The sequence below is a fragment of the Frankia sp. AiPa1 genome, assembly GCF_023243075.1.
Lineage (GTDB): Bacteria > Actinomycetota > Actinomycetes > Frankiales > Frankiaceae > Frankia.
In genome coordinates this window covers 14037-40059 of record NZ_JALKFZ020000004.1, presented here as the reverse complement: position 1 = coordinate 40059, position 26023 = coordinate 14037, and the positions used below count along the sequence as shown (strand labels likewise).

Here is a 26023-nt window from a genome sequence, read left to right as displayed (position 1 = left end):
GGCGGGCACCCGGGCGCGCCAGGAATGATTACACGCTTACCCGCGGATCGGTGACAGCCCGACGCGACTCAGGTGGCGACCTTCACGCCGAGCTCGCGGCGCACCTCGTCCGCGGTGTGCACCGGACGGCCGCAGACGAAGTCGCGACACACGTACACCCCCGGCACCGGTCGCCCGGCGACGAGCGGACCACTGGCCACGACGACCGCGCCTGGCGCCGTTCCGAGCCGGGCGAGACGTTCCAGCTCAGGGCTGTTCACGACCGCCACCTCGGCCGGCCCCGCCAGCAGCGCCTCGGCGACCGCTCCGGCCCAGCCTGCGAACCGGGCGTCCCGGGAGAGCAGGGGAACGAAGCGGGCCAGGGTCCGCTCGGCGGCGGCGCGGTGTTCCGCGGAACCGGTCAGCGCCGCGTGGGTGAGCAGTGCCCCGGCTACGGCCGCCTGGCCCGACGGCGTCGCCGAGTCGGAGTCGTCACGCGGCCGGCGTAGCAACGTCTCCGCGTCGTCCGCGGTGTCGTAGAAGCCGCCGTCAGGTGCGCCGAAATGCGCCCGAACCACCTCGAGGAGCTGCTCGGCGATCGTCAGCCACTGCGGGTCGCCGTTCACCTGATGCAGGGTGAGCAGACCCTCGGCGACGTCTCCGTAATCTTCCAGCACGGCCGCGTTCGCCCCTACCCGGCCATCACGGCTCGTGCGACGCATCCGTCCGTCGACCAGGTGCACGTCACGCAGCAGCTCCGCGGCACGAACGGCGGCCCGCACCCACTGCGGCTCGTCGAGCAGGGCACCGGCCTCCGCCAAGGCGGCGATGGCCAGGCCGTTCCAGGCCGCGACCACCTTGTCGTCACGGGCCGGTTGCGGACGGGCCGCCCGGGCGGCGGCGAGCGCCGAGCGGACCCGGGCCAGTCGCTGCTCGCCCACCGGATCGGTCGGGTCGGCCGGCAGGCGCAGCACGGACGTGCCGTGCTCGAAGGTGCCCTCGGCGGTGACCCCGAAGACCTCGGCGGCCCAGCCGCCGTCATCCTCGCCGAGAACGTCACACAGGCCGGCTGGGGTCCAGGCGTAACTGGCGCCTTCCTGCGGCCGGGCGTGCCCGGTTGTCCCGGCATCGGCGGGCACCGCATCGGCGTCGAGGGCGGAGGCGAACCCGCCCTGAGCGGTGCACAGGTCGGTGCACAGGAAGGTGGCGGTCTCCTGGACGACCCTGCGGGCAAGCGCGGAGCCGGTGGCCCGCCACAGGTGCAGATACACCCGCAACAGCTGGGCGTTGTCATAGAGCATTTTCTCGAAGTGCGGCACGGTCCAGGTCGCGTCGACGCTGTAGCGGGCGAAGCCGCCGGCGAGCTGGTCGTAGATGCCACCACGGGCCATCCGCTCACAGGTCACGGCGACCATCTCCAGGCTGCGTGCGTCGTCGGTGCGCGCGGCGTGGCGCAGCAACATCTCCGCAACCATGGACGGCGGAAACTTCGGTGCTCCCCCGAACCCGCCGTGGCGGGCGTCGAAGCGGGCGGACAGGCCCGCCACCGCTGTGTCGAGCAGCTCGGGGGTCAGGTCGCCGGCAGAGGCCGACCCGGCGGTACCCGACGCCGGGCCGCCGGCAGCGGCCTGCGCGAGTCGACGAGCGATGTCGGCACCCGACTGTTCGATCTCCTCGCGTCGGGACTGCCAGGCCTCGGTGACGGCGGTCATCACCTGGAGGAACGAACCCATCCCCGGCCGGGGATTCGGCGGGAAGTACGTGCCGGCGAAGAACGGCTCGGCCCGCGGCGTGAGGAACACCGTCATCGGCCAGCCGCCGTGCCCGGTCAGCGCGACGGTGACGTCCATGTAGACCGCGTCGACGTCAGGCCGCTCCTCCCGGTCGACCTTGATGTTGACGAAGTGCTCGTTCATGTACGCCGCGGTGTCCGCGTCCTCGAAAGACTCATGTGCCATCACGTGACACCAATGACACGAAGCGTATCCAACCGACAGTAGAACGGGAACACCGCGCCGCTCGGCGTCGGTGAAGGCCTCCGGGCTCCACGGCCACCAGTCGACCGGATTGTCCGCATGCTGGAGCAGGTACGGAGACGTCTGGTCCGCCAGCTTGTTCGGCACCGGCCGACTCCTCACGATCGACATGATCTGCGGTACTTCACACCGCGCGGTACCGCGGGACCGTTCAGTGCCCTGTTGGCGGGCTCGGCTGCGTGGGCAGGCCGGCCGGACCGGCCCCTCCGGGTCTGCTGGTGGAATCGGCGACGATCTCACCCTCGATCACCGGCGCTCGTCCACGCAGGATGGACGTGCGCCGCCGCAGGGCCTGGCGCGGATCGACCGCGTCGTCACCCGCTCGCTCCGAGTCGACACCGAGGAACGTCCCACTGGCGACGTTCGCGCGCATCCGCCGAAGACTCCGCGACAGCAGAACGAACAGCCCCACCGACACGGCGAGCAGGGCCACGACGACAAGCAGCCCGAGCCCGCCGGCGTTGCGGTCCTGCGCGGCCAGCACGGGACCGGCGAAGATCTGGTTCACGCCTCACGTCCTCACACCACGACATTCACCCGGACGCCCGCACGGACACAGCGTTCACGACGCTGCGGTCGTTCGAGACGCCTCATCATCCGACCCTACGCCGACGCCGGCACGCCCCCCGTTCACGCCGACGGTCCGTTCAGATCCCGTTGAACAGATCGTCCTCGGGGAGCGTCCCGACCTCGATCAGCGACCGGGCCAACTGATAGTCCTCGGTCGGCCAGGCCTCGCGCTGGACGTCCATCGGGACCCGGAACCACCATCCGGTCGGGTCGATCTGGGTGGCGTGGGCGATGAGAGCACGGTCGCGCGTCTCGAACCAGTCCGCGCACGGCACCCTGGTGGTCAGCCGCCCGGCATCCTCAGCGCGATCGATCCAGTCCGACAGACGCTCACCGTACGGCGATTCCAGGCCCCGGGCCAGCATCGCGGTGTGCAGCGCGAGGATCCGTTCCTTGTGGAAGGTCAGGTGGTAGTAGAGCTTCAGCGGCTGCCAGGCCTCGAGGCCCAGCCCGAGGCCGACCTCGGGGTACCGCGTGGGATCACCGGCTGCCTCGAAGGCCTCCACGCTGATCCGATGCGTCATGATGTGATCGGGATGCGGGTAGCCTCCCGACTCGTCGTAGGTCGTGATGACCTGCGGCCGGAAGGAGCGGATCAGCCGCACCAGCGGGCGTGACGCCTCCCGCAGCCCGATGGTGGCGAAACGGCCGGGCGGCGGGGGCGGGGGCGGGTCGCCCTCGGGCAGGCCGGAATCGTGGAAGCCAAGCCACTCCTGGCGGACGCCGAGGATGCGCCGGGCGTTCTCCATCTCCTGGCGACGGATCTCGGCGACGTTCTCGGCGACGCCGGGTGTGTCCATCGCCGGGTTGAGAATGCTGCCCTCCTCTCCGCCGGTACAGGTGACGACGAGTACGTCCACGCCCTCACTCACGTAGCGCGCCATCGTCGCCGCACCCTTGCTGGACTCGTCATCGGGATGCGCGTGGATGGCCATGAGACGCAGGCCATGCCGCTCGTCGACCGCAGACATGTGACCATTGTGCTTGACGAGTCCCGGGTCCTCGCCGATTCGAGGCGCCCAGGCGGAGCGCGATGTACGCGACACGCGCGCCTGACGCCCCGAGGGGGCAGACGCCGCGGGCCGGCCCCAGGCCTGGCTCAGGCCCCCGCCCGGGTGACTCGCTGATCGGGTCGGCGGGCCCGCTTACCGGGAGACGGGGCTGTCGGCGGGCAGAATAGGTGAGCCGGGCGCAGTCGCCGGGCCTGGAACCCGTGCGGCTGGTCGGACGTTTGATCTGGAAAAGTCACCCAACGCCGTGGCACAATACACCGTCCGCGCACGGCAACCGTCCGCGCACGGCAACGGGTGCAGCGTGTCGCCGGCCGGCACACCGACATCGGCGTCGGGTCGGCCATGCCGCTGGCAGGGCATAGGGGTGCGGGCGGGGCACGGGGTTGCGGGCGGGGCGGGTGCGGCGCGCGCAGTGACTCCACACACCTACGGCCGCGCTCACGGCAAGCGACCTCTTCCGGGGGTACCCGGAAGAGGTGAATCCGCTGGTCTGGGCGCATCCGCTGGGCATGAGGCCACGGGGAAGGCCCCATGCTTCACCCCGGATTCCTTGATTCATTTTGGTACCATGACCCTTTTGATGTTCACCGAGGAGCGTGACCCGCGTGACGCAGCAGACTTGGCTCACCCAGGAGGCATACGACCGGCTCCGCTCCGAGCTCGACTACCTCACCGGCCCCTGGCGCACGGAGATCGCCACGAAGATCGAGGCCGCGCGCGAGGAGGGTGACCTGCGCGAGAACGGCGGTTACCACGCTGCGAAGGAGGAGCAGGGCAAGCAGGAAGCCCGCATCCGCCAGCTCATGGATCTGCTGCGGGACGCGCAGGTCGGCGATGCACCGGCGACCAGCAAGGGTGAGGCTGGTCCGGGCATGGTGGTCGAGGTCCGCTTCGCCGGCGACCAGGAGACCGAGAAGTTCCTCATCGGCTCACGCGAGGACCACAGCACCACGATCGACGTCTTCTCCCCCGCCTCCCCCCTTGGTGGCGCCGTCACCGGACACAAGGCCGGCGAGACTGTGAGCTACACGCTGCCCAACGGCCGCTCGGCCAAGGTCGAGATCATCTCCATCGCTCCGTACGCGGGCTGACCTGCGAGACGTCTCGGCCGGCGGCGCCTGCGGGCAGGTCGTGCGGCGAGCCGGGTGGGGCTCGCCGCGTGCCGGCCGACGGCTACGCCCGCAGCGGACGGGCGCTGAGTCCGCTGCACGCAGGGCGAGGCCGACGTACCGTCGAGCGGTGGAGGATCTGCCGGTACCGCCCCGTCATTCCGTCCCACCGACGACGACATCCCCGGTTGCCGAGCCCGCGGGCCAGGCGCCGTCGGTCGCTACCCTGGGTGAACTGCGCCGTAGCGGGCATGTGTACCGCTCCGTGCGGGCCGAGTTGCGGGACAACCTCGTCACCCTGATGCGCCGGGAGGAGCCCCGTTTCCCCGGCATCGTCGGGTTCGACGAGACCGTGCTGCCACAGGTGGAGCGGGCAATCCTGGCTGGCCACGACATCGTCTTCCTCGGGGAGCGCGGGCAGGGCAAGACCCGCCTGATCCGAACGCTGGTCAGCCTGCTCGACGAGTGGTCGCCGGCCGTGGCGGGATGTGAGATCAACGACCATCCCTACGCACCGGTCTGCGGCCGATGTCGGCAGTTGGCCGCCGCCCACGGGGACGATCTGGCGGTCGTCTGGCGGCACCGCGGCGAGCGGTTCGGCGAGAAGCTGGCCACTCCCGACACCAGCGTCGGTGATCTGATCGGTGATGTCGACCCGGTCAAGGTCGCCGAGGGTCGCACGCTGGGTGACCCCGAGACAGTGCACTACGGGCTGGTCCCGCGGACCAACCGCGGCATCTTCAGCGTCAACGAGCTCCCCGACCTCGCCGAACGCATCCAGGTGTCCCTGCTCAACGTGCTCGAGGAGCGCGACATCCAGGTCCGCGGTTACCTGCTGCGTCTCCCGCTGGACCTGCTGCTGGTGGCGTCGGCCAACCCCGAGGACTACACCAACCGAGGCCGGATCATCACCCCGTTGAAGGACCGGTTCGGCGCCGAGGTCCGGACGCACTACCCGTTGGTGCTGGCCGACGAGCTTGCCCTGATCCGTCAGGAGGCGGCGATCAGCTGGGCCGGCTCGCCGCTGGGGGCACCGGAACTCGCCGATCACCTGCTGGAGGTGGTCGCCCGGTTCACCCGGCTGGTGCGCGACGCGCCGCAGGTCGACCAACGGTCGGGCGTGTCGGCCCGGCTCGCCGTGGCCGCCGCCGAGACGGTGGCCGCCGCCGCTGTGCGGCGGGCGGCACTGACCGGCGAGGAGACGGCCACCGCCCGGGTGGTCGATCTCTCGTCGATCGTCCCCGCGGTGCGCGGCAAGGTCGAGTTCGACCAGCTGGAGGAGGGGCGCGAGGACGAGGTGCTCGCGCTGCTGCTGCGCCGCGCGGTCGCCGAGACGTTCCGGTCTCGTCTCGCCGGCGCGGACCTCACCGGCCTGCAGAACCGGTTCGAGAACGACGGTCCGGTCGAGACGGGTGAACTCGTCCCGGCGGCCGAGCTGCTGCGCCGCATGGGTCCGGTACCCGGGCTCGCCGCGATCCTGAGCCGGCTCGGGGTGGACGGCGCCGAATCCCCCGGACTCGCCGCGGCCGGGCTGGAGCTGGCCATGGAGGGCCTGTACCTCAATCGCCGCCTCGCCAAGGAGGAGCTACCCGGCCGCACGGTCTACGGCGGTCCGTGATCCGACGGCAACCCTGAACCGTCCGCTCCCTGGGAGGACCGCGGTGAGCTCCGGCACGTTCCGCTATAGCCCTTTCGACGGGGGGCCAGACCCACTCGCCTCCCCCTTCACTTCCGCCGCCGCCCTCGACGAGATGTCCCGCCAGATCCTCGAGGGGCGTACCCCCCGCGAGGCCCTCGAAGCCCTGCTGCGTAGGGGTATGCCCGGCCGGCGCGGCCTGGATGACCTGCGCCGGGCCATCGAGCGGCGCCGCCGCGAGGCGCGTTCTCGCGGGCGGATGGACGGCACCCTGCAGGAGGTCCGCCGGCTGCTGGACACCGCGATCGGTCAGGAGCGCGCCGCGCTGTTCCCCGATCCGTCCGATGCCGCCCGGCTGCGCGAGACCGAACTCGACACGCTGCCCTCCGATCCCGCCCGGGCCGTACGTGCGCTCGCCGACTACGACTGGCGTTCCCCGCAGGCCCGTGAGACCTACGAGCAGATCTCCGAGCTGCTGCGTCGGGAGGTCCTCGACGCCCAGTTCAAGGGCATGAAGGAGGCGTTGGAGGGGGCGCGTCCGGAGGACTTCGCCCGCATCCGCGAGATGATCGGCGCGCTGAACACGATGCTCGAGGCCGACACCCGCGGCGAGGACACCACCGAGGCGTTCGAGCAGTTCATGCGCGAATTCGGCGACTTCTTCCCCGAGGGGCCGGAGTCGCTCGAGGAACTCGTCGACGCCCTCGCCCGCCGGGCGGCCGCCGCGGCCAGGCTACTGGCCGGGCTCACCCCGCAGCAGCGCGCCGAGCTCGCCGACCTGATGGCCACCGCGATGGAGGATCTCGGCCTCGCCGCCGAGATGTCGCGGCTCAGCCAGGCGCTGCGGGCCGCACGCCCCGACCTCAACTGGGGCGGACGGGCCCGCAGGCGTGGTCGGCGCATGAGCGAGGGCCTCACCGGCGACGAACCGCTGGGCCTCGGCGACGCCACCAGCGCCCTGGAGGAACTCGCTGAGCTCGACGAGCTCGGCGCCGCCCTCGGCCAGGACTACGCGGGCGCATCCCTGGAGGACATCGACCCCGAGGCCGTCGCCCGCGCTCTCGGCCGCTCCGCCGTTGACGACCTGCGCAGCCTCCAGCAGGTGGAGCGGGAGCTCGAACGCCAGGGGTTCATCACCCGGCGGGGAGGCAGCCTCGAACTGACCCCGCGGGCGGTGCGCCGCATCGGCCAGACGGCGCTGGCCCGCATCTTCCGCCAGGTCTCCGCCCGCGGCCGCGGCGATCACAGCTTGACCGACGCCGGCTCCGCCGGTGATCTGCTCGGTACCTCTCGTCCCTGGCAGTTCGGCGACACCCAGCCGATCGACGTCGTCCGCACGGTGCGCAACGCCGTCCTGCGAGGCGGGCCGCCCGGCCCTGGGCGCAGCGTACGGCTCGAGGTCGCCGACTTCGAGGTGGCCGAGACCGAGCGGCGCACCACGGCGGCGGTCTGCCTGCTCGTCGACCTGTCCTACTCGATGGCGCTGCGCGGTACCTGGGGCATCGCGAAGTCCACCGCGCTCGCGCTGCATGCCCTGGTCAGCACGTCCTTCCCGCAAGACAAGATCCACATCATCGGCTTCTCCGACTACGCCCGCGAGCTGCGCCCAGTCGAGCTCGCCGGACTCGACTCGGAGATGGTCCAGGGCACCAACCTGCAGCACGCGCTACTCATCGCCGGCCGGCTGCTCAGCCGCTACCCGCAGGCCGAACCGGTCGTCATGGTCGTCACCGACGGTGAGCCGACTGCGCATCTGCTACGGGACGGCACCCCTAGGTTCTCCTGGCCGCCCATGCCCGAAACTCTGGAGCTCACCCTCGCCGAGGTTGACAAGCTGACTCGACGCGGGGTCACCATCAACGTGTTCATGCTGGACGACGAGCCACGGCTCGTGCAGTTCGTCGAGGAGATGGCCCGGCGAAACGGCGGACGGATGCTGTCCCCCGACCCGAACGCGCTCGGAAACTACGTCATCCGCGACTATCTGCGCTCCCGTGGCCGGCACGCCGTCCGCTGATCCCGCGGTCCCGCCGGAACTCGCGGCGAGCAGCTCCCAGCACCGTCCTTCACCCCCACCGGGTGAACCGGCTCAGGCCCCCACCCACGCGCTGCGGCACGCCCATCACCCATACGCATTCTGCTACCGTGCGCGATCGTGTTGTCACGGAGAGCCCAGGCCGTAGCGAGGCGTCACGGAGTCCCGCGGCACCGCGCGTCCGGGCCTCATCCACCAGCTCGCGCCCGGCTGCTCGCCGCGGTGCTGCTGACCGCGGGAGTCTCCCTCGCACCGGCCACCCTTCCCACCGCGCCCGTGCTCGCCGACCCCTCGACCACACTGGATCAGGCCGACTCCAGGGCGGACAGCACCCCGACCAACGCCCCCCGCAGCGGCGACGGTACCGCCGACCCGGCGGGGGTTCCGGTCGCGCCGACAGCGACAGGAGCAATCACCGACACGGAGCAGGCGCAGGTCAGACGCTACTGGACCGCTGAACATCGCAACCGCGCCTTTGGCTCCCGCTCCAGCTCCGGACTGAGTACCGATGCCGCACCGGCTCGGTCACCGTTTGCGGCCGAGCCAGGCCCTGGGCCGGTAGGCGCGCCCCCGCCCGCCAGCGACGGCACCCCCTACATCGGCGGCGGCCTGGTGACGGCCACCACCGGACGGCTGTTCACCACGATCGACGGCTCCGACTTCGCCTGCTCCGCAAGCGTGGTCAACAGCGCCGGGCGTAATTTGGTCGTCACCGCCGGACACTGTCTGCACGGCGGTGCGGGCTCCCAGTTCGCGGGGAACGTGGCCTTCGTGCCCGGCTACGCGGACGGCACCATGCCCTACGGCATCTGGACGGCCCGGCGAATGACCGTCACTTCCGGCTGGTCGCAGAAGGGCGACTTCGATGTCGACGCCGGCTTCGTCACGTTCAATCCGCGGAACGGCCGGCGGCTGCAGGATGTCGTCGGCGCTCAGAACATCGCGTTCGATCTGCCGTCCACGGTCCCGCAGTACATCTTTGGCTACCCGCGGCTGAGCCCCTTCGACGGCAACCAGATGATCTATTGCGCGGGTCCCGACGCCGACGACCCATACGGCGGCCCATCGATGGGAGTGCGCTGCCGGATGACGGCGGGCGCCAGCGGGGGCCCGTTCCTCACCGGCTTCGGCCGGCTCGGCCCCGGCCACGGCTGGATCGACGGAGTCGTCAGCTACGCCTACGCCGGCTCCTCCGGCCGCCTGTACGGTACCCACTTTGGCGCGGTGGTCCGGCGCCTGTACGACCAGTCCGCCCGGCTGTGACGCAGGACCCCGGCCGGACCCGAGCCGGTGTGTCGGCATCCGATGTCAATCGATAGCGTCGCGACATGCCGCATCCGGGTGCTTTCGGACTACTGCTGACCCTGCACGTCGTGCTCGCCGTGTTCGTGCTGGGACCGCTGAGTCTGGTCTGCGTGACGGCACCCGTGCTGCTGCGGGCAACGCCCGGTCCGCCGCCGGTCCTGCTGCTCGCCACCCAGCTGGTGCGGGTGCTGGCGGCGGCATCCGCGCTGATCGTGATCACCGGCGTGGGTCTCGTGCACCAGGGATCGTTCGGCAGTGTCCGTTCACTCGATGACGGCTGGCTACTGGGCTCACTGGCCTTGTGGTTTGTGGGTTGCGCGAGCTGCCTCGGCATCGTCGCGCCGGGTATGTCGCGCGCCATCGCCGACGTCGAGGCGGGCCGCCAGGCGCGACGTCGGATCAGTGCCGTCGCCTTTGGCGCGGCCGTGAGCACCGCATGCTGGCTGGTCGTCGCCGCCCTGATGGTGATCAAGCCGGGCGCGTGACTCGTCGGACCCCGGTCAGCCGGTCAGCTCGCGGCTGCCAGCGGGGTCCGACCGGCCTCGCCGCGGTCGACGACGTCCTCGAGCTTGTCAAAGATCCGCTCCCACACCGGACGAGGTAGCTCGTGTCCCATCCCGTCGATCTCGAGCAGTTCGGCGCTGGGGATGGCAGCCGCGGTCAGGCGACCGCCTAGCACGGGAACCAGTGGATCAGCACCGCCGTGGATGACGAGCGTGGGAGTGCGCAGGGAGGCCAGCTCCGCGGTCCGGTCCGGCGCGCTGAGCAGGGCCGCCAGCTGGCGCAACGTCCCGCTCGGATCGGTACGCCGTTCCCAGTAGAGCCGGGTGCGCTGCGCCAGCCAGGCGTCGTCCGGCGGAAACTCCGGTGAGCCGAGCACCTGCTGCGCCTCCTGGGCGGCGTGCAGCGCCTCGTCGAGGCTGCTCGGTGCCGGGCGCAGGAACAGGCCAAGCGCCTCCGGCATCGGTTGCACCCGGTGATCGCCGGGATGCGACATCAGCGAGGTGAGGCTGCGGACCCGCTCGGGATGGCGTAGTGCCGCGACCTGGGCGATCATCCCGCCCATCGACTGGCCGAGCAGATGCGCCGAGTCGACTCCAAGGACGTCAAGCAGGCCAAGCGCGTCGTCGGCAAGCTCGACCAGGCCGTACGGGGAAAGGTCGAACCGGCCGGCCAGGATCGCGCCCAGATCCGGCTGGCCCAGCGCGTCGAGGTGAGTCGACATGCCCACGTCCCGGTTGTCAAAGACGATCACCCGGTAGCCCCGGCGGGCAAGCCCTGCGATCAGGTCGGGATGCCAGCCGGCCAGCTGTTGCCCGAGCCCGCCGATCATCAACAACGGCCACCCGCCGTCGTCACCGTGAATCTCGTAGGCCAGTTCCAGGCCGTTGACCGTGACGATGCCCATGGTCCGGACGGTAGCCATCCCGTGGCGCAGACGCACCCCTTCTCCGCCAAGACGCCCACGCCCTCTGCGGGGCGTCCGGCAATCGACCCGGCAGTTCATTACTTTGTGTGCTTGCTTGACTCTCCATTATGACGATTCGGTAAGGCTGGCGGAGCACAGGTGATCTTTCCAACGATCGAGTTCGCGGCGTTCTTCGCCTTCGTCCTGACTCTGTCCTGGCTACTCATGCCCTGGCCACACGCGTGGAAGCCGATGATCCTCGCTGCCTCCTATGTCTTCTACGGCTACGCGGACGCGCGTTTCGTTCTGCTGCTCGTCGCATCGACCCTGCTCAACCAGGCCGCCGCCCGGGGGCTCCAGCGTCGTCAGGACAAGCGGATCCTCGTCGCCGCGATCGCGTGCGACCTCGGCCTGCTCGGCTGGTTCAAGTACTACGGATTCTTCGCCCTGTCCGTCGACCAGGCGCTGCGTGACGTGGGACTGCCCGCTCCGCTGCCCCTGCTGCAGGTCGCCCTGCCGATCGGTATCTCGTTCTTCACGTTCCAGGCGATCAGCTATGTCGTCGAGGTCCACCGCGGCACGATCGTCCCCGCGCCACTGCTCGACTTCGCCGTCTACGAGGCGTTCTTCCCCCATCTGGTGGCAGGTCCGATCGTGCGGGCCAGCGAGTTCCTCCCGCAGCTCACCGCGCCGCGCGACCCTCGGCGGGTCCCGCTGTACCGCGCCTCACTGTTGATCCTCGGCGGTCTGGCCAAGAAGGTGGTCCTCGCCGACGTCCTCGCGACCCGCCTGGTCGACCCGGTCTTCGCCGCTCCCGGGCAGCACTCCGGTACAGAGGTACTCGCGGCGGTGTACGGCTACGCGGTCCAGATCTACTGCGACTTCTCGGCCTACTCCGACATCGCGATTGGTCTGGCGCTGCTGCTCGGTTTCCGGTTCCCCAACAACTTCGACCGTCCCTACGCCGCCCGCAGCCTCCAGGAGTTCTGGCGACGCTGGCACATGACCCTGTCCCGCTGGCTGCGCGACCACGTCTACCTGCCCCTCGGCGGCAGCCGCGCCGGACGCCGGCGCACATACCTCAATCTCATGATCACGATGATGCTCGGCGGTCTCTGGCACGGCGCGTCCTGGACCTTCATCCTGTGGGGCACTCTGCACGGCGGCATGCTCGCCCTCGAACGCCACCTGCGCGGCTACCGGGATCGCCGCGCTCACCGGCGTCGGCGGGCCCGCCGCCCGTCGCGGACCTTGTGGTCGCGGGACTGGGCCGCTCGACTGGGGGCGTTCCACTTCGTCTGCGCAACCTGGGTGTTCTTCCGCGCGCCGGACCTTGCCACCGCCGGTGAGGTGTTCGCGCGGCTGGCGACGGCGCCCGGTCCCGCGCCTCTGGTCACTCCGACGGTTCTGACCGCAATCATCGCCGGGCTCGCGACTGCGGCCGTCCCTCGTCGCTGGTGGCTCGCGCTGCGATCCGGCTTCGCCCAGCTCACCGTCGCTCCGCAGATCGTCATGCTGACCGCCACCATCATGATCATCTACCATGCCGTCGGCGAGCAGACAGTGTCCCCGTTCATCTACTTCCGGTTCTGACCGGCACGAGGCACGAGTCACACGGTCAGGACGCTTCACGACGACAGCCACGACAAGGGAGAGGTGGCCGACGGATGACCGAGCCCCAGGAGACTGAGAGCCAGGAGACTGAGCCCCAGGAGACTGAGAGCCGCGAGGACGGTCCCGTGGTACCGGCGGGACGGGCGACACTGGTGGTCCTGATCGTGCTAGGACTACTGGCAGTGCTGCGCGCCCCGGCCATGGTGCACACCGGGGAGGGGATGCGTCCTGGAATCACCCGAACCCTGGTGCTGGGAGCGGCGCGGCCACTGACCCGGGTCGCCCGTCCGCTGCGGCTGGACCGGCCGGACAGGTGGCTGGGTCTGGCGTTCGGCCACTCCGCCACGACCTCGGCCACGACCTCGGAGTTGGCCCGCGCCGCGCGCCAACTCCCGCCTGGATCCGATCCCCGCCAGCCGCGGCCGGTGCCGCCATTGCGGGTCTCGACGGCGGGGAATCCGCTGCGGACGCTGATCACTGGCGATTCGCTGACCGAGGCGCTTGGTCCGGCGATCACGAGCGTCGCGGGCGGTGCGCTGTGGACGCGCACGCAGACGAGATACGGCACCGGTCTCGTCCGCCCCGACTACTTCGACTGGGCGGCCCAGGCCCGCACCCAGGGCGCCGAGAGGAATCTGGAGCTGGTCATCGTCACGATGGGCGGCAATGACGGGCAGGGCATCGCGCTGCCGGACGGCACGGCCGTACCCGCCGGATCACCGGGATGGGTGGCCGAATACCAACGTCGGGTGGAGGTGGTGATGCGGATCTGGACCGGTGCCGGACGACGACACCTTCTGTGGCTGGGACTGCCGCCCGCCCGCTCGCACCGGCTGGACGGGTACTTCGTCCAGCTTGACGCCGCAGCGGCGGCGGCCGCGGCCTCCGTCCCCGGCGCCACATATCTTGATCTTCGCCACTGGCTGTCGCGAGAAGGCGGCTACAGCGACTACCTTTCCGCCGACGACGGCCGCACGGTCCTCGCCCGCTCCCGCGACGGGGTACACCTCACCCTGGACGGTGCGCGGATCGCCGCCGCGCATGTCCTCGACGCGATTCGCTCCATCGCGGACCGGCCTCGCTGATCGGCGCTGACCGGCACGGATCGGCCGCAACCACCGCGCTCAGCGCAGCCGGAAGCCGAAACCAGCACCGTCGAGATCAGCCCGAGCATCGGTGACGGCGGCGTGCGTGTCAAGCAGGATCTGGTGACCCGGGGGATGCGTGGGGTCCGCGACGTCGAGCACGGCAAGCAGCTCCTCGGCCAGCACGGCAACCTGATCGGGAAGGGCGTGTGGCGCCAGGCGTGGAGGGCTGATGCCAGGTGGCGCGCCGACACCCGCACGTTCACCGAGCACGGCCAGCTCGCCTACCAGACGGATGGTGCGTTGCGCCCGAGTCAACCCGCTGGCGGCGGGAACCTCCCAGGATGAGCCGGCCCAGCCCCGCAGCACCTGCACCAGCAGCACCACCTCGCGGGCGAGACTGCCCACCGAGACGGACATCCGGGCATGATACCGGACCGAGGCGACTCTGGGCCTTGCCGAGCGCCGTGGTATGGGGCACGCTTACGACATGAGCTGTTGACGTCGGGTTTCACGACTGGAGGCGCGCATGTCACTACACCGTTCCCCGCAGACCCGGTCCCCTCAGACCCATCAATATCTGATCGAGCGGATTCCGAAGGTGACTGGCCACGAAGTGAACATCTGGCTGAGCCGGCTGGCGGAGGGTCCGGGCCTGCTCCGCTTTTCCGAGCGGGTGAACTGGCTACGCCTCGAGCACAACCTGCCACACAGCTATGCCTCCGCCCTCGTCCACGAGGCCGATCTACGGCGTAGGGCGATCCGCGCCTAGCAGCCGAGGCGGGGAGCCCCTCAAGAGGCCACCGCTTCCCGCCGATCGGTCGTGCGGGCGACTTCCAGCCCCCTACTGGCGGAGTTTGGCGAGCAGACGCAGCGTCTCCAGGTAGACCCACACGAAGCCGATGAGCAGGCCGAACGCAGCACGCCAGGCCTCGGACCGAGGAGCGCCCGCGCGGATCGCCCGCTCGATGCCGTCGAAGTCAAGGATGAACTGGAGGCTGGCCACGCCCAGCACCAGCACACTGAACAGAACGCCCAGCGGCGATGGATCATTGATCACCGGCAGGTGACTGTCGCTGACGGCGCGGATGACCAGGTCCGCCAGGCCGAGCAGCACGACACCGAACAGCACTCCCGTGACGATGCGGGCCATCCTCGGCGTCGCGCGCAGCCGACGGCTGCGGTAGGCAACCAGCATCGCGACAAAGATCAGCCCAGTGCCTAGCAGCGCCTGCGGGACGATATGGGCGAACGCGTCCTCGTAATAGCGGGAGATCGCGCCGACCGCAACCCCTTCGATCAGCGCGAACGCAATCACCAGCGGCGGGCGGATCAGCCCGCGCATCGAGACGACCAGGCTGATGACCAGTGCGACGAGCCCGGCGCCCAGCGCCACACCGGGGGCGTCCCGCCCGATCAGCCATCCGCCGACGGCGCCGACACCCAGCACCGCGAACAGGCCGAGGGTGTGGACCACGACATCGTCGATGGTAAGCGTGGTCGGCTGCCGGAATTGGCTGGCCAGTTGCTCCGGGGTCGGGGTGGGTGGGGAGGCGAAGGACCCGGGACGCAGCGCGGGATTCGACGAACGTAGATCGGCCATCGAGCCGGATCCTCCAGCGATGTGAACGGGATGGTCACTCACCCAACGATCCCACGGCCAGACGGGTTCCCGGCTGCAAACGCCGTCCACCCACGGCGCTCGGCGTCGCGGGTGGCACGTCGCGCTGGGCAATTGTGCCGGTGGTCGGAGTCGAACCGACACTCGAGCTGTTTTTAGGACAGCCTCCTCTACCAGTTGGGATACACCGGCTCGTCTACATCGCTGCCATTTCTACCACGCTACGTAGGTTCTGGGAATGACACAACGCGGAAAAAGTGCCCAGGAGTCGGCAGCCATGACGAAAGCGTGACTCATCGTGACGAGGATGCCGCTGATTCGCCATGCTCACGGATCACGGCACGGCAGCCTGCCGCCGTCGAATAGGCCGATCACGCCGGATGGTTAGCGGGAACGCTCATCGAGCGTCGTAATAGCCCACTAAGGCGGACGTAACTTGCCGGGGCCACCAGCCACCAACCCCGGCGGGCAGCGGCATTCCTGACCGCCGGGATGGCGCTCCACAGACAACTGCGGCTGATCGCCGGCGTCCGCCGGCTACGCGGTTGGCACTCCGCTCGGACCGGCCACCGGAGGACCCGCGGGCCGGGCCGGGGACGACCCTGAGGCTGGGGCCTGAGTCGAGTCAGCATGCGCGGCCTGGTCCGACGACAGTGTTGGAGTAGCCACGCTACGGAACTCCGCGCGAGGGTCAGCGAAAGAGCCCAGCGAGACGATCTCCCGGCGGAAGAACAGCGCGAGGGTCCAGTCGGCCATCACCCGCACCTTGCGGTTGACGGTCGGGACCCGGCTGAGATGGTAGGTCCGATGCATCAGCCACGCTGGCCAGCCGCGCAGCCGCACTCCGTACACCTCGGCAACGCCCTTGTGCAGGCCCAGCGAGGCCACGCTGCCCGCATACCTGTGCTGGTAGGGGTGGATGGGCTGCCGCCGCAGCTCGGCGACCAGATTCTCGCCGAGGCGGGCGGCCTGCCGGACGGCGTGCTGCGCTGACGGGCCGGTCGTCTCCCCTTCCCCCCTGGTCAGGTCGGGCACCGCGGCACAGTCGCCCGCAGCCCAGGCGTCAGACACCCCGTCGACCTGTAGGAAGGCGGTCGTTCGCACCCGGCCGCGCTCGTCCAGCGGCAGGTCGGTCCGGGCCAGCAGGGGGTGCGGCTTTACGCCGGCGGTCCAGACCACGGTGCCGGCGTCGAAACGCTCATCATTGTCCAGCACGACCCGGCCGTCGACCATACTTTCCACCCGGGTGCCAAGCTTTACCTCTATTCCTCGGCGCTCGAGCTGCTTCACCGTATAAAGGCCCATTGCGGTGGAAACCTCGGGAAGAATCCTGTCGGATGCTTCGACCAGAACCCAGCGCATCTCGCTGGGGTTCAGGTCAGGATAAAATGAGCAGGCATCGCGTGCCATATCTTCCAGTTCGGCGAGGGCCTCGATTCCCGCATAACCGCCGCCGATGAACAGAAAAGTGAGGGCCCGGCGGCGAACCACCAGGTCGGTGGCCGAGACCGCCGCGTCAAGCCGGCCAATGACCTGGTTTCGCAGGTAGATCGCCTCGGCAACGCTTTTGAAGCCGACGCCCTGCTCGGCAAGGCCCGGGATGGGTAGTGTCCGTGCCACCGAGCCCGGACACATCACCAGAATGTCGTACGCCAGCTCGAACGGATCACCCAGCGGGGGCCGAACCACTGCGGTCCGCCTCTCATGTGTGACGGAGAGAACAGATCCGCTAATGACTCGGCAGCCCTTGAGCACCTTCCGTAGCGGAACTACCACATGCCGTGGCTCGAGGTTGCCGGCAGCCGCCTCCGGGAGGAACGGCTGGTAGGTCATGTAGGAGTTGAACTCGACCACGGTGATGCTCGCCTCCGCGGCCCGCAGCTTCCGCCGCAGCCGCAAGGCGGTATACATGCCTACGTATCCTCCGCCGATGATGAGGATGTGCGGCGCGGGCCCGGAGCTCATGGGGAAAACCGTACCCACGACGACTGGACCGCACCGCGACCCACGCCAACCGGCCCAGGAATTTACGTGACGCAGGACACGTGAATACGGCGGAGCATCGGCCCCTCCGCCGTGGCGGCGGCCACATTCTGTCCGGGATTGCGATCAGGCTCAGCCGAGTTCAGCCAGCCGGGCAGCGGTGGCAAAAATCGTGTCGAGCATCACCTCGGTTACGCGCCCGGTGAACGTGTTCTGCTGGCTCGGGTGATAACAGCCAACGACCCGCACCGCATCCCCCGGCAGCGTCACCCGTACATCGTGACCAAATCGTGGCCGTCGTGGCGGGAGGTCGTATCCCGCCTGGGACAGTGCCGGCCACAGCGCGGTCCAGGCGAAACCTCCGAGCACGACCACGACCCGCAGACTCGATCGCACAAGCTCCAGGTCGCGGACGAGCCAGGGACGGCAGGAGTCCCGTTCGCCGACGGTCGGACGGTTTGACGGCGGAGCACAGCGCACCGCCGCCACGATCCGGGTCGCGTGCAGGCGCTGGCCATCCGCCACGGTCGTCGACGTCGGCGACACGGCCAGTCCCACCCGGTACAGCGAAGCGAACAACCAGTCACCGCTGCGGTCGCCAGTAAAAATTCGCCCGGTACGGTTGCCGCCGTGAGCCGCGGGCGCAAGGCCAATGATCAGGATCCGTGCGTCCTGCGGGCCGAATGACGAGACGGGACGACCCCAGTACGGCTGGTCCGCGTAGGCCGCCCGGCGCACCTGAGCGACCTCCTCCCGCCAGCTGACCAGACGCGGGCATGCTCGACATACCGTCACCAGCGCGTCGAGCTCGCCGGCGCTGCTCGCTCCGGCCGCAAGCGCGGCCACCTGGTGCGCGGACCCGGCGACCGGCGTGTCTGGGCCGGCCGGATCACCCGGCCAGCCGCCGCCGGCCGCCGCCGGCCCTGCGGGACCGCAGGTCACCCGGTGGCGACCGGGCTGGCTGGGCTGGCTGAACCTGTTGGTGGGAGCGGCGTGGACGAGGCGCCGGCAAGCGCCAGTGCGATGCCGTCGAGGATGTCACGCTCGCTGGCCACCACCGCGGCGGCACCGGTCCGCTCGACCAGTGTGCGCAGTACGAGCGCGCCGGCTGCGATGACATCGACCCGGCCCGGGTGCATGACTGCCAAGGCGGCCCGCTCACCGCGGGTCATGGCAAGTAGTCGCTCGGTGACCTCGGCGACCTGGTCGGCGCTCGTCACCGACAGATGGATGCGTTCGGCGTCATAGCCCGGCAGGTCCGCGGCCAGTGCGGCGACGGTGGTGACCGTGCCGGCGACGCCGACAAGGGTTGCGGCCTCGGTAATCGGCACTGTCTGCGCGGCCAGATCGAACGCGGACCGCGCGTCGGCGACGATCGCGGCTGTCTGGGCCGCCGTGGGCGGGTCGTTGTGAAGATGCCGTTCCGCGAGTCGAACGCAGCCCACGTTCACCGAACGTGCCGCCAGCACCCCGGCTCTGCCCCCCAGGACGAGTTCGGTAGACCCTCCCCCGATGTCGGCAAGCAGGATCGGGGTGGCGACGGACGCCTTCCCGACGAGATCGCCGATGGCGCCGGCGAAGGACAGCGACGCCTCCTCGTCTCCGCTGATCACCTCAGGGTCGACTCCGAGGATCTCCCGCACGCCGGCCACCAGGACACCGCGGTTGCGGGCATCCCGGGTCGCACTGGTGGCTACCATTCGCACCCGGGTCGCGCCCAGCCGTTCGATCTCGCCGGCATAGTCGCGCAACGCGACCAGCGTGCGTTCAAGCGCCTGCGGGGCGAGCTCACCGGTCCGGTCGACACCTGCCCCAAGCCGCACGATCTCCATCCGGCGGGTCAGCTCGTGCAGGCCGGTACCGTCGATCTCCGCCACAAGCAGACGGATCGAGTTCGTACCGCAGTCGATCGCGGCGACACGCGTCATGCCGATCCTTCCTCGGATACTCGAGCCTCTGCCACGCAGGGGCCGCGGCCTCCCCAGTCCCCAAGCGCGGCAAGCGCCTCGTCACCGAACGGGTTGACCCCCGGACCCACCGCCAGGCTGTGCGCGACGAGTACATGCAGGCACTTGACCCGAGTGGGCATCCCCCCAGCGCTGGGCGCACCGGGAAGCAACTCGTGCGCATCGCGACGGTCAAGGTAGTCCTCGTGCGCCGCGGTGTACGCAGCGGCGAGCTCCGCGTCGACCGCCAGCCGATCGGTCATCTCGCGCATCATCCCGGAGCTCTCCAGCCGTGAGACGGCGCTTGTAGCCCGGGGGCAGGTGAGGTAATACAGCGTGGGGAACGGGGTGCCGTCGGGCAGTCGCGGAGCGGTCTCGACCACATCGGGCCGGCCGCAGGTACATCGGTGGGCGACAGCTACCAGCCCACGGGGCTGCCGACCCAACTGCCGGTGGACAGTCTCCGCATCCTGAGCCGACACCGCCGTCTGCTCCACGCCACAACCCCCATCCTCGATCGGTTCGCTCCCCGGGGCCCACCAGACCGGCCCGGCGCTACGGAGCGGCAATCTGCGACCACAGCCGGCCATACCAGGCAGAATCACCTGGGGCGACACTGTGCCGGGACTGGTCGGTCGGCTGCGAGGTCGCTGGTGCGGGCCTCAGATACACCTGCTCACCTGGCTTGATGTAGTGCAGCCGGCGCCGCGCCTCGTCATCGGCCCAGTTCTGGTCGTTGTAACGGCTGACCGTCGAACGCAGCTGGTCGACCTGGGTCTGTGCCTGCGCATTGGCGCGGGCGAGCTGGGACAGCTTGCTCTGCTGGCGCAGGTAAAGCCGCAGCGGGTAGGCGAGGGTCAGGACGAGCACGCAGATCACGACAGCAAGCAGGGTCGCCCTCGTGGTCAGCGCAACGCGCGGTGCCGGCACCGGCGTCAGGCAGGCTGGCCGTGCCGAGGGAAGGCGCCGGCGCCGGCGTAGCGAGCCGCGTCGTCCAGTTCCTCCTCGATCCGCAGAAGCTGGTTGTACTTCGCGACCCGCTCGGTACGGGCCGGGGCCCCCGTCTTGATCTGGCCGGCGTCGACCGCCACGGCGAGGTCGGCGATCGTGGTGTCCTCGGTCTCGCCGGACCGGTGCGACAGCATCGCACGGTATCCGCTGCGATGTGCCAGGGTGACCGCGTCGAGTGTCTCGGTAAGCGTCCCGATCTGGTTGACCTTGACCAGGAGAGCGTTACCGGCCTTCGACGCGATGCCACGGGCCAGTCGCTCAGGGTTGGTGACGAACAGGTCGTCCCCGACGAGCTGTACCTTGCCGCCGAGCCGCTCGGTGAGGGCAATCCAGCCGGACCAGTCGTCCTCGGCCAGAGGGTCCTCGATGGACACGATCGGGTAGGCCTCGACCAGCTCCGCGTAGTAGTCACTGAGCTGCTCGGCCGTGCGGGTGGCGCCTTCGAACGTGTACGAGCCGTCGGCGAAGAACTCGGTGGACGCAACGTCGAGCGCGAGCGCCACATCCGAGCCGAGCCGCAGGCCGACCTTGTCGACCGCCTCGGCAATCAGGTCGAGCGCCTCCCGGTTCGTGGGCAGGCTCGGCGCGAAGCCACCTTCGTCACCGACCCCGGTTCCCAGGCCGCGGGCCTTGAGCACGCTCTTGAGCGCGTGGTACACCTCGGCACCCCAGCGAAGCGCCTCGGAGAAGGTGGTCGCACCGATCGGCGCGATCATGAACTCCTGAATGTCGACGTTGGTATCCGCGTGCGCACCGCCATTGAGGATGTTCAACATCGGCACCGGCAGCAGGTGGGCGCTCGGCCCGCCGAGGTAGCGGAACAGCGGCAGGTCACTGGCTGCCGCAGCCGCCTTGGCCACGGCGAGGCTCACCCCGAGCAGCGCGTTCGCACCGAACGTCGACTTGCCCGGGGTGCCGTCGAGGTCGATGAGTCGCTGGTCAAGCAGTCTCTGCTCAGTCGCCTCCAGCCCGATGATCTCCGGCTGGAGGCGTTCGATGACGGCGGCCACCGCCTTGCGCACGCCTTTGCCGCCGTAGCGGTCCTCCCCATCACGCAGCTCGACCGCTTCGAAGGCGCCGGTGCTCGCACCGCTGGGCACGGCGGCACGAGCCAGCGTCCCGTCCTCCAGGACGACCTCGACCTCCACGGTGGGGTTGCCGCGCGAGTCAAGAATCTCGCGGGCTCCGACAGCCTCGATGGACGGCACGGCTAGACCTCCGAATGCGACGGGGGACGGATCGTCACGGACCGAGACTACCGTCGTGCTCCAGCCCGCGCGGCGGCGATCCGGACCCGGCGCGCCGCTCGGCGGTGCCCCGCGCGGAACCTGCGCTCCTCAGCCGATCCGTCCCATCGGCGGCATCGTCAGTGGACCGGACACCGGCAGGCCAAGTCGTGCCGCCAGCGGGGCGAAAGACCCCCACCCGAACGATCCGAGTGCCGATCCCACGGTCGTGCCGGCGGACAGACCAACTGCTGCGGCGCCCCGGTCCTCGCTGGACTTGGGCGCCCGGATCCGGTCGAGTACCGACGGCCTTGGCGCAAGCCGCACGCGCGGTGTCTGCCCATCCGGCATACCCGCGCGGGACCAGGCCAGGCGGAGCGCCTCGGAAAGGCCACCGAGCTCGTCAATGAGCCCATGCCGGTGGGCGTCCGCGCCCGTCCACACTCGGCCGCGGGCCAACTCGTGGACGCGGTCCCGGCTCAGTCCCCGGGCGGCGGCGACCTTGTCGATGAAGTCGGCGTACACCCGGTCGAGAAACTCCTCGAGCTTCTCGCGCTCCCCCGCGGTGAAGGGGCGACGCGGGGACATCATCAGTGCATGCTCGCCCTCGGCGACCGCCCCGAACCCCACCCCGACCTTGTCCAGCAGTTCGCGCACTACCTGCTTGCCGGCGAACACACCGATTGACCCGGTCAACGTGCCCGGATTCGCCACGATGGCATCACCGGCCAGGGCGACGAAGTATCCGCCCGAGGCAGCCACGTCCCCCATCGACACGATCAGCGGCCGGCCGCTGGCCCGAAAGCGTTCGGCTTCCCGTCGGATCAAGTCCGACGCAACGTAGGAGCCGCCAGGGCTGCTGACCCGGAACACGGCCGCGACGACGTCCTCGTCTCGGGCTGCGGCCCGCAGTGCCGCGGTCGTCGCCTCGGCGGCAAGCACCGACCCTGACAATGGGCCCGGTGCGCCGGATCCAAGCACGACCGGCCCAGTACCGTGGATAAGCGCGACGACGGACCGACGCGGATCTCCATGCGGCGGAGTGACGGAAGGCGCCAACAGCGTGCCTCGTTCCTCCGGACCCGCCCCTTCGCCGGCGAAGCCCATCCCGCTCTCCTGGAACCGCTCCGGAGACTCCGCCTGTTCCTCGCGCTCCTCCTTCAGAAAGAACGCCCCAGGCCCACGTGACGCGAGCGCGGTGACGCGCCGCACCGGCGACTTCTCCTTCCGCTCGGCAAGACGCCGATAGGTCGCCGCGTACATCAGCACCGGCTCGGCGCCCTCGCCGCGACCAGCGCCGGAGCCGACGTTCACCCGAGCGCGGGCCGCGTCGTACACCTCGTCGCGGTAGCCCAACCGATCAACCAGACCGGTGTCCAGCGCGACCGTGCCCGTCAGCGGGCCCAGGTCGATCAGCCGCCGAACCCGGTCGGCCGAGATTCGACGCCCCGCCGCGATTCCCGCCACGACCTGCTCGGACGACGATTCGATGATCCGGCTGACCGCTTCCAGATGGGCCGGGGTGAAGTCCCGCTCGACCAGGGTGTTCACCGCGTTCTTGTACTCGTAGCGCTGCCCCATCTCCACCGTCACGCCCAGCCGGTCCAGCGCGCCGCGCAGAAAGGGTGTTTCCATGCCAAGCCCGGTCAGACCGCAGTCGCCACAAGGCGCCAGCCAGATCTCGTCGAACGCGCACGCCAGGTAGTACGGCCCGGTTCCGCCGCCGAACTCGCCGAACGTGTCGGCATAGGCAATGGCGGTCCCGCCGGCCGCCCGGAACGCGGCGATCGCCGCCCGGATCTCCTGAATGCGGGCCAGCGGCATCCCACATGCTGAGATGTGTGCGACCGCGACGGATACTCGGGGATCTTCGGCGGCAAAGCGCAGGGCCTCGACGATGTCTCGCAGAGTGTTCCGACGACGTGTGAGCGCGAGGGTCACCGGGTCGGCCGGAACGCCCTCAAGCGGATCTGCGGTGAGATCAAGTTCGAGGACGGCCGGCGCCGTCCGCCGTGCCGCGATCTGGCGGACGTCGGCCAGCGCCTTACGTGGGATGGCAGGCATGGACAGAGGCTAATCGCCGGCCCGGCTTTGAAGGAGGACGAACAACGAGTCGTCGATGCTCAGCGGCCCCCCGTCACACGTATGGATGCTGTCCGAGGACACCTCGGGGGTTGCCGCGAACAGGCCGCCCAACGGATCCGTCAGCGAGACGCCGACTCGTGTGCCGCCGGCGACGCCCGTCAACATGCGCGGTCAGGGTGTACCGCGCACGTATATTCGATTTTGTCGAACATGGGTTCGGATGCTACGGTTGGGCCCTCGCTCGGCCGACGTGCCCCATCTCCGCAGCCCACGCCCGGGCTGAAACGCGCCACAACTGCCGCCACCGATCGGCAGGCAGAGCGCCGGGCGGTGCCCCGTCGGCGCGGGCGGCGCTCTCGGCGGTCGTGAGCTGGTCGCGGTACCTGCGTGCACGCGCGCGCAGTGCCTGTTCTGGATCTACCCGCGCGGTACGTGCCCAGGCCACGGCGGCGAAGAGGAGATCTCCGACGACGTCGTCGGCGTCCTCATCCGGCCGGCGCAGGGCCGCCACAGCACTGGCTGCGATCGCCGCGAGGCGTTCCTCAGCGCCGATGCCAGGACTGGCAGGTTCCGGTGCAGTGTCTCCCGGGGGGACAGAGGAGGCCGTGAGATCTGAAAGGAGGCTCTGATCAGGCGGAACGACTGTTGCATCCGGAACGACTGTTGCGTCCGGAACGGGGAGGGAGAGGTCCAGCGGGACACCGATGCTGTCTGCTCGCTTGAGCAGCTTGGCGGCCAAGGCGAGCGCCGGTTGGGAGAGTGCCACCCCCTCTGTCACCGAGAGCCGTCGCTTCTCCTCGGCCTTGATCGCGTCCCAGTTGGTGACCACGTCAACCGGGCTGTCGACGACCACGTCGCCGAACACATGCGGATGGCGGCGGATCAACTTCGCGGCAAGTCCGGTCGCCACGCTGTCGATGTCCCAGGGCTCATCGGTGCGCTCAGCGGCGACACGGGCGTGGAAGAGAACCTGCATCAGGACGTCACCGAGCTCCTCGCGAAGCTCGGTGAGGTCGCCGTCCTCGATCGCCTGGTAAGCCTCGTAGGTCTCCTCGATCAAATAAGGAGCGAGAGACTCGTGGGTCTGCTCGGCATCCCACGGGCAGCCGCCAGGCGAACGTAGCCGGTCCATCACTGCGACCGCGTCCAGCAACGCGGAGCCCGGCAGTTCCGCGGTACCAGCGAGCGTGTCGACAACCAGATCAACCGCCGCGCCGGCATCCCCGTCGGCGGCCACGTCCGAGGTACCGGCGAGCCGCGCAAGCTCGCGGTCGAGGTCGGTCGGCGCCGCCGGATCAGCAAGCCACGCGACCTCCTCGGTACAGGGGTCCGATACCGCGTGGCGACGCAGCCAGGAGACGAGCTCGCCGGCACCGGCAGGGCCGGGAGCCGGCGGCTCGCGCAGGACCGTGACGGCGGCGCCGGCCTCGCGCAAATACTCGAGCTGCGGGTGCCTGGGGGACGCTGTGAGCACCGGCACACGTCGAGCCAGATCCCAGGCCGGCGCGGTGAGCACGCCCGGAGCGACTCGTGGGCTGGTGAGGATCAGCGTGATCCGCAACGGCATGGGGCGTTCCCTCTCTCAGGACTGGAGGGTTGTGTCCACGGTCGGGGTTGGCGCGACACTGGTGGCGATCGTGCCGTCTTCAGCGACGATGCCGAACTGATCGCTGTCCCAACGGCCGAAGCGCGGATTGATGGAGATCGGATTCTTCTTCTCGGCTTGGTCAAGCACGGGCTTGAGGGCGGCGGAGCGCTCGTCGGCGACGATGAACCGGGCCAGGTATGGCTTCGCCTGTGCATAGGTGAGCGGGACCCGACCAACCTGGCTGACGATGCTGTCGTACTGGGCCCGAGTCTGCGCGTCGGTGGCGAGAACCCTCGGAGAGATCTGGTCGCTGAGTGCGGACTGCAAGGCGCCGGAGCGCACGATGACCGCGACGTCCTGCTGCGCGAAGCCGGCCGCTGCGGCGCGCTGCTCAAAGGCTCTCACGCTGCCGAACTGCAGGACCGCGTACGCCTGATAGTAGGCCGCAATATCTCCGTCACTCAAGGTGATGCCGCGGCGCTTGGCCTCGTCCGACATCAGCCGAAGCTGGACAAGCGAGGTCAGCGTCCGCCGCTGCAGCTCGGGCGGATCGAGTGTGCTCGCGGCCGACTGGCCGGACTGCGTTCCGGGCACGGTCTCGGCGGCAGCGAGGCCGCGCTCGACGATGCCACGCAACTGGGAGGTCTCGATCGCATGCGATCCGACCTGGGCGGCGGCTCCGGCGTGCGTCGTGCAGGCCGATGCGGCGAGCACGACGGTGACGGACAACCCGACGCCGGCAAGGAGGCGGGGAAGCTTCACGAACCCAGACG

At 69.8% G+C, this 26023-nt stretch carries 23 protein-coding genes and 1 tRNA gene; 8 read left to right on the top strand and 16 right to left on the bottom strand.

Features of this window, described 5'->3' with window-relative positions; translation table 11 throughout:
* Positions 1-68: 68 nt before the first annotated feature.
* From MXD95_RS03280 to mca, 3 genes are all read right to left on the bottom strand, one after another.
* Positions 69-2102, bottom strand: a complete 2034-nt coding sequence (locus MXD95_RS03280; RefSeq protein ID WP_250639012.1) for a thioredoxin domain-containing protein — start codon at positions 2100-2102, stop codon at positions 69-71.
* Between the two features lie 64 nt (positions 2103-2166).
* Positions 2167-2523 carry a hypothetical protein gene (locus tag MXD95_RS03275; RefSeq protein ID WP_250639011.1) on the bottom strand — a complete coding sequence of 119 codons (357 nt, stop codon included), beginning with the start codon at positions 2521-2523 and terminating at the stop codon, positions 2167-2169.
* A gap of 139 nt (positions 2524-2662) precedes the next feature.
* Positions 2663-3556: a mycothiol conjugate amidase Mca gene (gene mca / locus MXD95_RS03270; protein ID WP_250639010.1), complete on the bottom strand. Its 894-nt coding sequence runs from the start codon at positions 3554-3556 to the stop codon at positions 2663-2665.
* Positions 3557-4203: 647 nt separating this feature from the next.
* Between mca and greA the strand changes: the two genes are divergently transcribed.
* The 5 genes from greA to MXD95_RS03245 all read left to right on the top strand — a co-directional run bounded on the left by greA (position 4204) and on the right by MXD95_RS03245 (position 10168).
* A complete protein-coding gene (gene greA, locus MXD95_RS03265) occupies positions 4204-4689 on the top strand; it encodes a transcription elongation factor GreA (RefSeq protein ID WP_250639009.1) in 486 nt (161 codons plus the stop codon).
* Between the two features lie 148 nt (positions 4690-4837).
* Entirely contained in the window at positions 4838-6325 is a 1488-nt protein-coding gene (locus MXD95_RS03260) for a magnesium chelatase ATPase subunit I (protein ID WP_374121947.1), read from the top strand.
* A gap of 43 nt (positions 6326-6368) precedes the next feature.
* Positions 6369-8360 carry a vWA domain-containing protein gene (locus tag MXD95_RS03255; protein ID WP_250639008.1) on the top strand — a complete coding sequence of 664 codons (1992 nt, stop codon included), beginning with the start codon at positions 6369-6371 and terminating at the stop codon, positions 8358-8360.
* 240 nt (positions 8361-8600) lie between these two features.
* Complete coding sequence (locus MXD95_RS03250) at positions 8601-9641, top strand: trypsin-like serine peptidase (protein WP_250639007.1); 1041 nt, start codon at positions 8601-8603, stop codon at positions 9639-9641.
* 65 nt (positions 9642-9706) lie between these two features.
* On the top strand, positions 9707-10168 hold the full coding sequence (locus MXD95_RS03245) for a hypothetical protein (RefSeq protein WP_250639006.1): 462 nt from the start codon (positions 9707-9709) through the stop codon (positions 10166-10168).
* A 23-nt stretch (positions 10169-10191) separates the two neighbouring features.
* Here MXD95_RS03245 and MXD95_RS03240 read toward each other — a convergent pair whose 3' ends face one another.
* Positions 10192-11091: an alpha/beta fold hydrolase gene (locus tag MXD95_RS03240; protein WP_250639005.1), complete on the bottom strand. Its 900-nt coding sequence runs from the start codon at positions 11089-11091 to the stop codon at positions 10192-10194.
* A 159-nt stretch (positions 11092-11250) separates the two neighbouring features.
* Here MXD95_RS03240 and MXD95_RS03235 point away from each other — a divergent pair, with 159 nt between their 5' ends.
* Together MXD95_RS03235 and MXD95_RS03230 are read left to right on the top strand one after the other, a co-directional pair.
* On the top strand, positions 11251-12684 hold the full coding sequence (locus MXD95_RS03235; protein WP_250639004.1) for an MBOAT family O-acyltransferase: 1434 nt from the start codon (positions 11251-11253) through the stop codon (positions 12682-12684).
* Between the two features lie 74 nt (positions 12685-12758).
* Entirely contained in the window at positions 12759-13790 is a 1032-nt protein-coding gene (locus tag MXD95_RS03230; RefSeq protein WP_250639003.1) for a DUF459 domain-containing protein, read from the top strand.
* A gap of 39 nt (positions 13791-13829) precedes the next feature.
* On the opposite strand, the gene MXD95_RS03225 is transcribed toward MXD95_RS03230, so the two are convergent.
* Entirely contained in the window at positions 13830-14210 is a 381-nt protein-coding gene (locus MXD95_RS03225) for a hypothetical protein (protein ID WP_250639002.1), read from the bottom strand.
* A 109-nt stretch (positions 14211-14319) separates the two neighbouring features.
* Here MXD95_RS03225 and MXD95_RS03220 point away from each other — a divergent pair, with 109 nt between their 5' ends.
* Complete coding sequence (locus tag MXD95_RS03220; RefSeq protein ID WP_250639001.1) at positions 14320-14562, top strand: DUF4287 domain-containing protein; 243 nt, start codon at positions 14320-14322, stop codon at positions 14560-14562.
* 72 nt (positions 14563-14634) lie between these two features.
* Here the strand turns inward: MXD95_RS03220 and MXD95_RS03215 are convergent, their stop codons facing one another.
* From MXD95_RS03215 to MXD95_RS03165, 11 genes are all read right to left on the bottom strand, one after another.
* A complete protein-coding gene (locus MXD95_RS03215) occupies positions 14635-15393 on the bottom strand; it encodes a Bax inhibitor-1/YccA family protein (protein WP_250639000.1) in 759 nt (252 codons plus the stop codon).
* Between the two features lie 135 nt (positions 15394-15528).
* Positions 15529-15603, bottom strand: a tRNA-Leu gene (locus tag MXD95_RS03210).
* Positions 15604-15948: 345 nt separating this feature from the next.
* The gene (locus MXD95_RS03205; protein ID WP_250638999.1) at positions 15949-17322 is read right to left on the bottom strand and encodes an NAD(P)/FAD-dependent oxidoreductase; all 1374 of its coding nucleotides are present in this window, start codon (positions 17320-17322) and stop codon (positions 15949-15951) included.
* Between the two features lie 204 nt (positions 17323-17526).
* Complete coding sequence (locus MXD95_RS03200; RefSeq protein ID WP_250638998.1) at positions 17527-18336, bottom strand: uracil-DNA glycosylase; 810 nt, start codon at positions 18334-18336, stop codon at positions 17527-17529.
* On the bottom strand, positions 18333-19322 hold the full coding sequence (locus tag MXD95_RS03195; RefSeq protein ID WP_251077727.1) for a Ppx/GppA phosphatase family protein: 990 nt from the start codon (positions 19320-19322) through the stop codon (positions 18333-18335). Before MXD95_RS03195 ends, MXD95_RS03200 begins: the two co-directional genes overlap by 4 nt.
* Complete coding sequence (locus MXD95_RS03190; RefSeq protein WP_374121955.1) at positions 19319-19858, bottom strand: DUF501 domain-containing protein; 540 nt, start codon at positions 19856-19858, stop codon at positions 19319-19321. The genes MXD95_RS03195 and MXD95_RS03190 overlap by 4 nt, the downstream gene beginning before the upstream one ends.
* A gap of 37 nt (positions 19859-19895) precedes the next feature.
* A complete protein-coding gene (locus MXD95_RS03185; RefSeq protein ID WP_250638996.1) occupies positions 19896-20270 on the bottom strand; it encodes an FtsB family cell division protein in 375 nt (124 codons plus the stop codon).
* Positions 20271-20275: 5 nt separating this feature from the next.
* Positions 20276-21559: a phosphopyruvate hydratase gene (eno, locus tag MXD95_RS03180; RefSeq protein ID WP_250638995.1), complete on the bottom strand. Its 1284-nt coding sequence runs from the start codon at positions 21557-21559 to the stop codon at positions 20276-20278.
* A gap of 129 nt (positions 21560-21688) precedes the next feature.
* Positions 21689-23641, bottom strand: a complete 1953-nt coding sequence (sppA, locus tag MXD95_RS03175) for a signal peptide peptidase SppA (RefSeq protein WP_250638994.1) — start codon at positions 23639-23641, stop codon at positions 21689-21691.
* Positions 23642-23885: 244 nt separating this feature from the next.
* Positions 23886-25229, bottom strand: a complete 1344-nt coding sequence (locus MXD95_RS03170; RefSeq protein ID WP_250638993.1) for a nucleoside triphosphate pyrophosphohydrolase — start codon at positions 25227-25229, stop codon at positions 23886-23888.
* Positions 25230-25244: 15 nt separating this feature from the next.
* Positions 25245-25979: a SurA N-terminal domain-containing protein gene (locus MXD95_RS03165; RefSeq protein WP_251077726.1), complete on the bottom strand. Its 735-nt coding sequence runs from the start codon at positions 25977-25979 to the stop codon at positions 25245-25247.
* Positions 25980-26023: the final 44 nt, after the last annotated feature.